Source organism: Acetobacterium sp. KB-1 (assembly GCF_003260995.1).
GTDB lineage: Bacteria > Bacillota > Clostridia > Eubacteriales > Eubacteriaceae > Acetobacterium > Acetobacterium carbinolicum.
Map to the genome: position 1 here is coordinate 2,196,265 of NZ_CP030040.1, position 12,431 is coordinate 2,208,695.

Sequence of the window (12,431 nt, forward strand, 5' to 3'; positions counted from 1 at the left end):
AACTACATTTAAGAGTCACCAAATTTGCCTATTCATTCACCAGAAATTACTGGATTAAATTAATCCGCATTCAAACCATTAAAAAAGGAGAAAAAGTGAAAAAATTTATATTCGTCTTACTGGCGTTTTGCCTGATTATTCCGATTCCTTCTGTGTTTGCCCAAGTCGATACCGAAACGATCCCGGTTCTTTCCCGGGGCCACATTCAAGATCTGGGCGATTACCCAACCGATGGTTCTTTCGTTGCGAGCCCTAATCGGATTGGTACCGTTGGCCAAAGCAAACGAATTGAAGGCTTTGAATTAAAGCCTGACAGCGAGCTGCCGGCAGATCTTTCGCTGTGCTACAACGTCCATGTCCAGAACATCGGCTGGCTCTATGATGAGAGCCAACCATCCACCTGGGCCAAAAACGGCGAGTATGCCGGAACCCGGGGCGGTGGGTTGCGAATTGAGGCGATTAAAATTATCCTGCTTGATGCCACCGGTAATAAGGCCATCGGCTATCATATCCGCTACCAGGGCCATGTCCAGAACATTGGTGATCTGCCTGCAGATTCAGAACAATGGTTTGCCGATGGTGAACAGCTTGGGACTGTTGGCAGTTCTTTGCGCCTGGAAGCGTTGAAGTTGGAAATTGTTAAAGACACCGATGTAAACAGTGAATTAAGCACCTACTATAGCCTTCTTGAACAAATTGATGACTTGAGTGAGTCTGATTATACCCAAACCTCCTGGGCTAATCTGCAGACGGTTATAAAGAATCACGTCGTTACCGATAAAAGTACAGCGGAAGAAGTGGCTGATGCCGTTAAAGCCATTGAAACAGCGATCCAACAGCTTGAAAAATTAAGCACATCCACAGTCTACGATAAAGCCGGCACCTATGGCCCAACTAACGGATCAGAACCGATCAACCAGGATGTGATCATCACCGCTACCGGAGTAATCCTGCAGAACCTGACCATTGATGGCAACCTGATTATTGATGAAGCCGTTGGTGACGGCGATGTCACCTTGAATAATGTCACCGTCTCCGGCGAGCTGCGGGTTCGCGGCGGCGGTAAAAACAGTATTCATATTAACGGTGGCGATTATCAGAACATCCTGGTGGAGAAAACCCCCACCGGCGTCGTGCGGATTGTGGTCACTGGACTCGATGGGACTCCATTTGTTTTAAGCGAAGTCGCCGCTGGTCAAGAAGTGATTCTAGAAGGCAATTTTGATTCGGTAACCGTAAATGCCCCGGATGCCGTGGTTAAAACCGACAAACAGACAAGCATCAAGCAGCTTATTATCGCGCCGGAAGCCAAAAACAGCACGGTGAATCTGGGCAGCCAGACAACCGTTACCGACCTTTCTGTAAAGGCTCCCGTCAAAGTAACCGGGACGGGCACCGTCAGCAAAGCTGAAATTGCCTCGGACAATGTCAGCTTTGAAAAAGCACCCGGGAACTATACTGTCGATCCCGAAGTCGTTATTCCCCCAGTAATCCCAACACCGCAACCACAACCCGGCGGCGATAGTGGTGGCGGTTATACACCACCAAGCAAAATCAGTCTGAGCGTGGTCACTGCACCAACCATTATCTTGTCTAAAACCTATGACGGTACCACGGATACCGATGTGACTAACAAGGTTCTTGATGCTACGGCGGTTACCGGAATTATCTCTGGCGATAACGTGACCGTAAGTGCTACCGCCACTTATGACAATAAAAACGTCGGCAACAACAAAGATATTACCGTCACCTACAGCCTCTCCGGTACCAATGCCAATAAGTACAATCCGCCAGCCGCCACGACCATAAAGGGTGAGATTACGCAAAAACCTCTGAGTAATGCGACGACAACCGCCATCGCAAAGGAATTTGACGGAACAGCGACGCTTAACACCGTGATTACCGAAGCCCTTGGCCAGTTTAACGCCGATACACTGACGATCACCCGGACCGCTACCTATCAGAACAGTAGCGGTAAAACGGATGCGATTGAAGTGGGTACGAATAAACCAGTGCTATGCAGCTATAACCTGTCGGGAACCGACGCCGGTAATTACAGCGCACCGGCGGAACACGCGGAAATCGGGATCATTACGAAGAAAAATCTGATGGTCTCCGCCGCCAGCCTGAATATCAATAAAAACAAAACCTATGATGGCACCACCGATGTGTTTAATAACAAGGGAAAAATTGCCGCCGGCAATAACGTGATTAGTGTGGCAACCGGTGTAGCAGCCGACCCCAATATTAATGTCACAGCCACCGCAGTCTATGATAATCAAAACGCCGGTAGCAACCGGACCATTACAGTTAGCTATACAATTGATAGTAGCCCTGCTAATAAACGCTACCAGATCGCAGCGACCGAAACAATCGGGGCCAGCATTACCGCGCGACCATTGACGATAGTAGCTCCCACCCCGGTGGCCAAAGCTTATGACGGCACCGCCGATGTCTTTACGGCGGCCAATAATACCGAGAAAATCTATAATATGCCGGTCACACCCGGCAATATTGCCGCTGCTGACGCCGGTAAAGTGACGGTCACTGCGACCGCCACCTATGATGACGGTAAAGACGTCGATCCCAATAAAAACATTACCATTCACTACACCCTTGCCGGCGAGGCCGCAGGAAATTATCAGCCCCTGCCGGATGATCAAAGCAAAACTGCTGATATTACCCCACTGTCGATTGCCACCACTCCCATTGTCAAAGATAGTGATAAGACTAAGGAATATGACGGTACCAGCAATGCCCTCGTCACCGTCAGAGTTACCGATACTAATCAAATACCGATCGTTCAGGAAGCGATCCAAAACGGGACGCTGACATTTGATACCACTGCTGTCTATAAAGACAATAATAGCGAAACCAGTAACGTCGGTAGCGGTTATACGATCGCCTATACCTATAAACTCAGTGGCACGGCAGCCCACAATTTCAGCCTGGCGGATGCCGCATCCGATGGCAGCATTACCGGTACGATCTCCGGCGGCAGTATTACCCCAAAAACCTTGACCATCGCCCCACCGGCTATCAAGACCTCCCGCCCCTATGACGGCACCAGTAAGGTTTATGATTCGGATGGTAAGGAAATATCATCATATACGGTCGCTGCTTCGCAAATCAGCGGGCTTGCTGTAGGTGAAAGCATAGCTGTGACAGCTAATCTTTCATACAACGATAAAGATGCCGGCGAGCAAACTGTCACTATCAGCTACTCCACCAGTGACACTAGCGGTAACTATCTGATTACCAATCAGACCACCACAGTTACCATTACCCCGCTGCCGCTGACCGTCGTCAGCACCAAGCTGCCGGCCATCGCAGCGACCCGTAAGTATGACGCCACTACCGATGTTTATCTGGCCGATAACACAACTAAATTATCGGAATATCCCCTTGCTGCTGATGCCGTTAGCGGCTTAATCAATAACGATGCCGTGACGGTCAAAGCCACTGCCAGCTACGATACTAAAAATGTCACCAGTGACGGCAGTGCCAAACCCGTGACCATCCACTTTACCCTTGACGGCGAGGCCGCCAAAAACTACCTGGCCCCGAATCCAGATACCTCAAAAACGGCGGCGATTACACCAAGAATCCTGGGTTATGTCAATGTCAATCTGGCCACCGTAAAAAAAGCCGATGGCAGCAGCAGCATCACGGTCACATATGCTGGAGTTAATCCGTCTAAAAATCCAGCTAACGGTACGGACGCTATTGCCCATATTGCTGGTAGTGTAGAGCAGGAAGATGTGCATCTGGCAACCTACAGCGCTGACTATTACGATAGCAGTAACAACAAAACCAGTAACGTGGGCAACAATTACACCATCAAACTGAACGGCACCTTAACCGGCAACCATGCCAGTAATTACCTTATGGCTGATTATGTTTATTCAAGTAATGGCCAAATTCTTGATGCCAATGCGGTTATCTCCACCCCTTACAATAACACCGCCTGGACTCCGGCCGGCAGCCTGACCGCACCAGCTGATGGTTTTAAACTCTTTTACGCCAAGCAAGCGGGTGCGACGACTTTTTACGGCTATGACAGTACTGGTCAGATCTACAGCTCAACCAACTTAAGTACCTGGACAAGCGGTGCTCAGGTTACTTTGGACGGCAGCAAACAGTTGATTGGTATCGATGATAGCTATGGTCTGCTGGCGATTGACAGAAACTACACCGAAGACGTAAACACCAATAAATACTACCAGATTTACTCCTGGTCAGGCGGATGGGTTGATATTGATCCCAACAATCCGGAAATAAGCAACATCATTCCGATCAATTCCACCTATTATTCTGACAACACCGGCGTCTATCTGATCTGTCAGGACCAAGACAATAACAACAAAGCGATTAAACGCGTTATTTCTGGTTCAGACCAAGAGACAATCGATGCTAGCTCAGGCCCCACCCTCCCAGGCGGCTTTAAAAACTCCCTGTTGGTCTATGACGGCAGCACCCTGATGCTCTACGCTTACTAAAACTCCTATAGCCAGCCCGGTCGTGGCTTGCCCCGGCTGCAAAAAAACTCAGAGGCCCCTGATTCATCCTGAATCAGGGGCCTCTTTAGGCACTTATACGACTTACCACGATACTTAATCAGATCACCGATCAGCCTTACTGATCAGCTTTTACCTTAAACCGCAACACCGTCTTTAACTTATTCGTCTCGGTCCGGCGGGGATCATAAATCTCCCGATGGGTTTTATCACTGCGCCGATAGCCATGCTCACTGCAAAAAGCTTCCATCTGCGCAAAGCTGGCCGGCTCATCATCATAGCTGCCCAAATGCAGCATTTGGCAGCAGGTGCCTTCCTCTATTTCCCCAAGCCGGATACGATCGAGGAAGTCATTGGGCTTTTTCTTTTTGACTTCCGTGATAAACCGGGCAGCCAGTTCAGCGGTCAGAAAATCCGGCTGGCGGATCATCATCGTATAGGCATAGTTACTTTTATCCGCACTGGTTCTGGTCGTGTCGACCAGATCCCAGACCCCTTCCAGGGGGAAAACGGTATAGTCGTAATAGCCCTCCGGAATGGTCTTGCTCTTATAGGACATTTTTACTGCGTAGCTGAAGCTGTACAGCGCCCCCACCACCTCCGCAAACGCTTCCCCATTGGGATCGCCATTACCGTCTAACATAGCAAAGTGCATCGCCGGAACCGCAATGATTGACGGCTGAGACTTTGGTAAATACAAGGCTTTAAATTGCTTTTTATAATCGACTTTGTCCATCGTTTGCGTCTCCCTTAATTCAGTGAAATATAGACATGGATCTCGGCGTTGGCCATGTCTTCCCCGGGTTGATATTCCTCAAAATCGCTACTAAATTTCCGGTCGAGCTTCATATCCCAAAGCTTCACCCATAAGTCGCCAACGGCCTGCTGCACATCACCATGGACAACAAATTTTGCATAGTTACCAGGTGCAATGCTTACGGTTTCAACCCGCTCTGATTGCGAAGCTGCAGCATCAACTTCACAACCAACCACCACGTCATAAGTGCCGGCCACACCATTTTCATAATTGGTATAAAGACCAATACATTTCTCATTTTTTCTGCCGGTCAGGGAGGCTTCAATTCCTTCCCCATAAAAACGCTGCCAGGTGGCACCAATTTTTTCAACCATCTGGGGATCGGTATTACTGGTGCGTATTTTCAGCCCCGCCACTTGCTTTTCTGTTAGTTGTACCAATTCATAATCCATTTGTGTATACCTCTTTCTAACTTATTAATAAATTCAGTATACACCCTTTAACCTGACACCTAATGTCATATTAAAGATATTTTTTAAGACCATCTTCCAATTTTTTCTTAATTGCCTCCCGCAACCACTGGGGTTCTAACACCTCAGCAGCATCACCATAAGAAAGAATATAGCCATACACCCAGCCATCCTCGGGCAAGCGGCTCGCTACCACAAAGGACCCATCCTGATTTTTTGTGATCGCGGCCGGATCAAATTCATCATAGATCCGAAACGCCATGCTCGCGTCAATTCTCAGGATCAACCTGATTTGGGAAGCGCTTATCTCCGGTTTTTCAAAAACAGGGCCCTCCGGCAGGGTCCGGGAAAAAGCCTCCGATAACTGCCGGAGCTGCCTGATCCGACTGACCTTGAAAAAGCGCAACGCCTCTTTACTTAAACAGAATCCATAAACATACCAGGACTGCCCCTTAAACAAGAGCTTTAGCGGTTCAATAGTGCGCCCGGTCTTTTCTCCGGTCGCACTAAAGTAGTCAAAAGCAATTCTGTTTTTTTCAAGGATGGCGTTTTTCAGCACATTAAATTTTTCCCGTTCATCGCTATCACCGCCCCAATGGGAAAAGTCGACTTCAATCCAGTCGGCATCTTTTTTTTCAAACAGGGTCGCCAGTTTTCTCAGCACCGGATCGACCTCCGGTCCGTTTAGCACATTCATCCCCTGTAGCGATGCCAGCAGATTGACCTGTTCCTTTTCTGAAAGCAGTGATTTTTTAATCACGTAGTTATCCAGCAGCCGAATTCCTCCACCCTTACCTTTTTCAGCATAAACAGGAATCCCAGCCGCACTTAGAGACTCCACATCCCGGTAAATGGTACGCTGAGACACTTCAAAGTAGTCGGCTAATTCGCTCGCCGTTATCTTTTTCTTTTCAAATAAAATATAGACCATTTCTAGCAATCGATTGATTTGCATTGTCATTATCCTTTGTCGTTTTGTCTTCTATTTTATCACAATTTTGTCGCAAATGGCACTTCTATAAAAGATCGCGCGCTGTTTGCCTTCACCCAACACTTGCCATCTTTTTTTCGTCGTCCGTCATCTTTTCCTCTCTGGCAATGCAGCCATCGATGCTGCACGCTGCACAATCGCAATAATTTTGAAAATCATCAAAGAGAATCCCGGAAGAACTGTAGACAGGACGCATAATGTAGCCTTTACCCATCTTTAGTCCGATCTGCAGGGAGGCACTGCCAAAGCTGTCAAAAATAGCTTTGCTATCCTGAATTGCCCAATCCTGGATCAGACCGGGATTCGCTATTCCCACCTGCTTAAGATGATTGTCTTCCCGAACTGCCGCTTTCAAGTGCTTCATGGCACCATACATAATTGGCAACTTAAGCGACTGCAAAAAATAATGTTCAATCTGGTGAAGCTTTGTTGGCATTTCACCGATTGTCAACAAATACAAAAACACCTGTTCGTGGTCTTTTAACAAATAATGAAGGGTTTTGCTCTTGTACTTAATCCCATCCATCACAACTAAATGCTTCGAAAACGTCTCAACCGGACAGGCTTTAATGATCGCCATCGGTTTTATCTGGTTTCTTAAAAGCTCCACCGCATTTTGGTATTCATCATAAACTGGTGAATCACATGTTAATTTCATTTTTTTCATCAGCATCGGCATATTGACATCAACCGGTAACTCTATTATCCTAATTTTTTCCATCTCTTCCTCTTTCTCGACATCTACAAAAAGCTAAAAAAACCTTTTTAAAAGGTTTACAAAATGTGTGCCATATTTTTGTCCAGATAAGGGAAAAAATTTCTCCAAATCCTGTATTTCTAAATGGTCTCACACGTTGTAGCCTTCTTTGAAGCTTCAAACATCTTAACCATTTGGAAATATCCTGACTTGGCGGGGCTTGTTGCAAACGGCCTTCTCGGATAACCCAATGACCACCTGCACCCATGATCGCCTTACAGTAGCAAAGAAACTGTTGCGGATTCCCACCGCATTCCTTCTGTCATGGTTTGACTCTATACTAATCTAAAACGTATTTTTTGGCAAGGGTTTATTCTGACCGATCATAGTAATTTCCTGAGCGTAATCAGGATGATCTTTTTTAGCATTAGCGCCTGCTATCTACCCATTGATACAATACACATTGATTCTTTAAAAATCTTAATCGCTTTCACTTAAACTAACAATTTTTTGCAAAGATAACATAAATCCTGTTAGTCTACAATCATTTGGGTATAATTATTATATATCCAATATTTAGAAGGTAGGAGGAAATTTTATGGCACAGTATCATGAACCAATTGAATTATTAGATGAAAAAACGATGAACATCACTCGGGCCATCAATAGTTTAAAAGAAGAATTAGAAGCTGTTGATTGGTATAACCAACGCGTGGCAGCAACGAGTGATCCTGAATTAAAAGGAATTATGGCGCATAACCGGGACGAAGAAATTGAACACGCCTGCATGGCCATTGAATGGTTAAGACGAAATATGGACAAATGGGATGAAGAACTGCGAACGTACCTGTTTGTCGATGGTTCAATTCTGGAAGCCGAAGAAAATGAAGCGGCACCCGAGTCTGTAAATATATCCGGTATCCATATCGGTGATTTAAAAAAATAACGCGCATTAATCAAGGAGGAAAAAATGTTAAAAAGAGAAATCGCACCCTTAACTCAACTCGCCTGGAGCGAAATTGATGGCCGAGCGGAAGCCGTGTTAAAAAGTCGATTAACAGCAAGAAAGGCCGTCACGGTAAATGGACCGAAAGGTCTTGATTTTACTAGCGTATCGGAAGGTCGACTCGAATTAATTAATGACGATGAAAACCTTGTTAAAACCGGTGTTTTCAAGATCAAACCACTTGTTGAAGCAAGAATAAGCTTCACCTTAAACCGTTGGGAGATGGATAACCTGACGCGTGGTGCCAAGGATATTGATTTAACTAATCTGGAAGAAGCTGTCCAAAGAATTGCCGAGTTTGAAGAAACGGTCGTGTATAAAGGCTTTGAAGCTGGTCAGATTAAAGGTCTGGAATCGGTAACCGTTAATGAAAAAATACCCTTTGGTAAAACAGACTCCCAAATTATGGAAGCAATCTCAAAAGGCCTGGTTACACTAAGAGAAAAATTTGAAGCCGGTCCCTTTGTATTAATTGTTGGTGAGGTGGCTTATAATCGTCTCAATATAAGCTCTCATGGGTATCCGCTGATTAAACAGATCGAAGCCCTCATTGGTGGAAAAATACTATTAAGCACCGTTCTTGATGGCGCTTTTCTGATCCCTTATGATAATCCAAACTTTGAACTGACCATCGGACAGGATTTTGCCATCGGTTTTGAATCTTATGATAAAGAAAATGTCAAACTGTTTATCACCGAAAGCTTTACCTTCCGCGCGTTGGACGAAAATATTATTATTTCCTATACGCTATAAGCGTTTCCCATCGTTTTATCAATCAGGAGCGTCAATCGATCTTATTACAAAACGGTTTGATCTTTTTATGGCGGAGGATAACAATTATAGGATAACAAAATAGTACCAAAAAAACCGCTAAGACATCAAGCAGTTGATGCTTAGCGGTTTTATTTTTTAACTTACAATAATTTGCTTTAAATACTTAATAACCAAATCAGCAAAGCGGTTAATGTCTTTAATATAGGCAAAATCCTTGCCATAGATCAGCTTTTCAGCCATCAGATCCTGCTCTTTTCCGGTGAAGACCCCCAGTACCATAATACCCTGTTGGCGGGCCGTTCGAACTTCCCGGGCGGTGTCAGAAATAGCCACCCGACCCCGATAGGCCTGGGTTAAACTATTAACCTGACCCTTTCCCACCTTAATGTCGTTGGGGCGGCCGTCGCTGAGGACAATTAAAATCTTATTATCTTCCCCTCGCTTAATGAGATCTTCACAGGTGGTCTTAATTGCCAAACCGTCGCGGTTGTTGCCGGAGCAATAATATTCAAAGATGTTGTCATTGGCTGAAAGGGGCGATTCGTAATCACGGAAGCGTTTGATGACTGTATAGTCAAGAAAACTGGAAAAACCCAGCACCCGATTAGGAATCCCCAGTTGGGTTAATGCCATCGCCAGAATATAGGCTTGAATCGCAACATTGGACTGGTTACGTCGCTGGGAGCCACTGGAATCGATAAGGATATCCACCACAAAGCTCCCCTTGTTATTATCAATATTTTTTACAAAAACCTTGTTATTACTGCTACGACCAATCCGCCAGAGTTTGCTGGGAATCAGCCTCCCGGCATCAGAAGGGATGGCGTCGATAATTTCTTCCTGAACCAGGGTTCGGGACATGCTTTCCCGAAGCTTATTAATGTTGCGCTTGAACACCTTGTAATTAGCGCGAAACACATCGGTATTTTTAATCTGGTGCCGTTGCACATATTTCTGTTGAAATTCATTATCACTGTCACTCCGGACGACGCCATCGGTCATATGAATCCGGCAGCTGCCATGGGCGTCTTTGCATACCCGGTTCTGAAGCTTTTTGACTTCACTGATATCCAAAAACGATTTTCCGTAATAGTAAGCCACTTTTTCATAGATTTTTTCGATATCCTCTTCCTGCACCCGCAAAATCCGGTTGTCAGCATCATTGGATACGTTGGACTGATCTCCTTGGGATTCTCCCAGCAGAGCCTCGGCAATGTCTTCAATGGAGGCTTCAATGTCCAGGTCTTCGGGCTCGTCAAACATCTCTTCTAACATAAAATCAGAAAAATCGCCGCGGAGATGATTTTTATTGTGGCCCGATTCACTGGAATCACCGCTATCGCCCTCCACAAACATCGGAAAATATTTCACATAGATTTCTTCAATGCCTTTTAATAACTCAATGGTATCCTCCCGATCCTGTAGGTTTTCCAGATCGCTGGCGATGTTTCGGGTTTCGGTGTCCATCATCGGCGCTTTACCAATCTTTTTTAGGATCATCGCGTGACGTACCTTTTCCATCAGATCGTCGGTGTGAAGCTTATAATAATTGCGAAGAATATCATCGTAGGCATCTTTGCGGATATCATAAACTCCGGGGCGTTCGGCAATAATTTTTTCTTCCACTACCACATCACTCCCCATAGCAATAAGACTCAGGAGAATATCCTTATTAAAACCCGCCCGATAACGACTGATGACGTATTTCTTGACACTGGGCCAGTTAATGAACTTTCGCCTTCCCCCGGCAGTTACGGCATGGTAAAGGGCCACATTTTTTGAAATAAAGCTCTTTTCTCCGACGTCCATGTTTTCATCGTAATCACCGGAAACCGTCCACATCAGATTGGATACCCGGTTGTCAAATTCATAGTCCTGATAGATCCATTTTGCATCCTTCATGGCCTGTTCCTCCCTTCTTCAGGTGTTGGGCCGATTCTGGCCTTAGCCGGAAAAAACATCGGCACAATCCCAGCTTTCCCGGATCCGGGTTTTGATGACATCCAGAACGATTTCTTTTTCAAACTGATCGAAGGTTTTTCCGACCACCCCCATATCGACCGCCAGCATCGGTTTTAAGCCTCGGCGGATGGTGCGCAGACTCCCGATAATCCCCCGCAGATCGACAGACTTGGTGGAGATTTCCGAATTTCTGGCCTTGGCTTGAAGATCCAAAAAAACACCGGCAAACTGGGCCAGAATTTCCGGGTTGGCATCCGGAAAATAATCCTTTAAAATCAGCATCAGGGTTTCTTCCTCAATTTGGGGAATATCAATGGTCATAAAACGAGATACCAGGGCTTCATTTAGCTCCTTAGTCCCGGCATATTCATAATTCATGGTGCCGATAAACCGGGTGGCGTCGTGGAGCTTGATTTTCTCATAGCCCGGCACATCGATCACCTTTCGATAATCCAGAGCCGAGTGGAGTACCACCAGGGCATCGTTTTTTGCCATATTGATTTCGTCAAAAACGCCAAAGCCGCCGTTTATGGCACACTCATAAACCGATCCTCGTCGCAGTCGTACCTCATTATCAATAAAAGTATCGGTGCCAATCAGGCTGGAGCTGTCGGTGTTGACATGGAAGGAGGTGTTCCACTGAGGACGGTTAAAAAGCTCGCAAATATTATCGGCCAGGACATTTTTCCCGGTGGCCTTGGGACCGGAGAGTAAAATGTTCTCGCCCTCTAGAATGGCAGTAATACACATCGACCAGATGTCCTTGCCATAAAAAACAGTTTCGGTACTGGGAACCCGATCCTGAAGACGCTCCTCCAGTTTATAAAAGTGTTTGAAATATTTTATATCGTCAAGCAGCTTTTCGCTGATTCCCTGTTTTAGTAATTCCTGTGTTAATCTCATTCGTTTTCCTTTCTGTCAATGCCATGCATCGATTTTGTCAGTTTATTTAGAATGATTTGAATATAACACAAAACCCAGCGGAATAGTTAGAAAAAATGCAAAAGCACAAAAATTTATCCTTTTTTAAGACTCTTATCTTAAACCGCCAAATACCGGTAATTCATATAAAGCCGGTTGTTCTAAGTTCCGCTAAAAAGAGCAATCCTCCAAAGCGAAGGATCGCTCTTTGATATCCAGTTGGATGATCGGTTTCATTGCATGGCCTCGTGATTGTATTTCTAAATGAACTCTTTAAGCATAAAGCCGCGCATGAAGGTCTCCTGACTGTGGTTTATCTGTTTTTGTACCCTCCGC

At 45.6% G+C, this 12,431-nt stretch carries 9 protein-coding genes and 1 riboswitch; of the genes, 3 read left to right on the forward strand and 6 right to left on the reverse strand.

Annotated features, from left to right (window positions below; genetic code table 11):
- Positions 1-95: 95 nt before the first annotated feature.
- Positions 96-4,499 (forward strand): YDG domain-containing protein, encoded by a 4,404-nt coding sequence (locus tag DOZ58_RS10180; RefSeq protein WP_111888183.1) that lies wholly within the window; start codon positions 96-98, stop codon positions 4,497-4,499.
- Between the two features lie 136 nt (positions 4,500-4,635).
- On the opposite strand, the gene DOZ58_RS10185 is transcribed toward DOZ58_RS10180, so the two are convergent.
- The 4 genes from DOZ58_RS10185 to DOZ58_RS10200 form a co-directional block, all read right to left on the reverse strand.
- Positions 4,636-5,253 carry a GyrI-like domain-containing protein gene (locus tag DOZ58_RS10185; RefSeq protein ID WP_111888184.1) on the reverse strand — a complete coding sequence of 206 codons (618 nt, stop codon included), beginning with the start codon at positions 5,251-5,253 and terminating at the stop codon, positions 4,636-4,638.
- Between the two features lie 14 nt (positions 5,254-5,267).
- Entirely contained in the window at positions 5,268-5,726 is a 459-nt protein-coding gene (locus DOZ58_RS10190; protein ID WP_111888185.1) for a GyrI-like domain-containing protein, read from the reverse strand.
- A gap of 70 nt (positions 5,727-5,796) precedes the next feature.
- Positions 5,797-6,699 carry a YafY family protein gene (locus tag DOZ58_RS10195; RefSeq protein WP_111888186.1) on the reverse strand — a complete coding sequence of 301 codons (903 nt, stop codon included), beginning with the start codon at positions 6,697-6,699 and terminating at the stop codon, positions 5,797-5,799.
- 88 nt (positions 6,700-6,787) lie between these two features.
- Complete coding sequence (locus tag DOZ58_RS10200) at positions 6,788-7,456, reverse strand: hypothetical protein (RefSeq protein WP_111888187.1); 669 nt, start codon at positions 7,454-7,456, stop codon at positions 6,788-6,790.
- Positions 7,457-7,610: 154 nt separating this feature from the next.
- Positions 7,611-7,797: riboswitch (cobalamin riboswitch) on the reverse strand.
- A 233-nt stretch (positions 7,798-8,030) separates the two neighbouring features.
- Between DOZ58_RS10200 and DOZ58_RS10205 the strand changes: the two genes are divergently transcribed.
- Together DOZ58_RS10205 and DOZ58_RS10210 are read left to right on the forward strand one after the other, a co-directional pair.
- A complete protein-coding gene (locus DOZ58_RS10205; protein ID WP_111888188.1) occupies positions 8,031-8,378 on the forward strand; it encodes an encapsulin-associated ferritin-like protein in 348 nt (115 codons plus the stop codon).
- Between the two features lie 24 nt (positions 8,379-8,402).
- Positions 8,403-9,191: a family 1 encapsulin nanocompartment shell protein gene (locus DOZ58_RS10210; protein WP_111888189.1), complete on the forward strand. Its 789-nt coding sequence runs from the start codon at positions 8,403-8,405 to the stop codon at positions 9,189-9,191.
- Between the two features lie 156 nt (positions 9,192-9,347).
- Here the strand turns inward: DOZ58_RS10210 and DOZ58_RS10215 are convergent, their stop codons facing one another.
- Positions 9,348-11,114 (reverse strand): nitric oxide reductase activation-like protein, encoded by a 1,767-nt coding sequence (locus tag DOZ58_RS10215; RefSeq protein WP_111888190.1) that lies wholly within the window; start codon positions 11,112-11,114, stop codon positions 9,348-9,350.
- A gap of 42 nt (positions 11,115-11,156) precedes the next feature.
- Positions 11,157-12,077, reverse strand: a complete 921-nt coding sequence (locus DOZ58_RS10220) for an AAA family ATPase (RefSeq protein WP_111888191.1) — start codon at positions 12,075-12,077, stop codon at positions 11,157-11,159.
- Positions 12,078-12,431: the final 354 nt, after the last annotated feature.

Coding starts and splice junctions, on each gene's coding strand:
- DOZ58_RS10220 (WP_111888191.1), bottom strand. CDS start 12,077: ATGAGATTAACACAGGAATTACTAAAACAGGGAATCAGCGAAAAGCTG.
- DOZ58_RS10185 (WP_111888184.1), bottom strand. CDS start 5,253: ATGGACAAAGTCGATTATAAAAAGCAATTTAAAGCCTTGTATTTACCA.
- DOZ58_RS10210 (WP_111888189.1), top strand. CDS start 8,403: ATGTTAAAAAGAGAAATCGCACCCTTAACTCAACTCGCCTGGAGCGAA.
- DOZ58_RS10190 (WP_111888185.1), bottom strand. CDS start 5,726: ATGGATTATGAATTGGTACAACTAACAGAAAAGCAAGTGGCGGGGCTG.
- DOZ58_RS10205 (WP_111888188.1), top strand. CDS start 8,031: ATGGCACAGTATCATGAACCAATTGAATTATTAGATGAAAAAACGATG.
- DOZ58_RS10200 (WP_111888187.1), bottom strand. CDS start 7,456: ATGGAAAAAATTAGGATAATAGAGTTACCGGTTGATGTCAATATGCCG.
- DOZ58_RS10215 (WP_111888190.1), bottom strand. CDS start 11,114: ATGAAGGATGCAAAATGGATCTATCAGGACTATGAATTTGACAACCGG.
- DOZ58_RS10195 (WP_111888186.1), bottom strand. CDS start 6,699: ATGCAAATCAATCGATTGCTAGAAATGGTCTATATTTTATTTGAAAAG.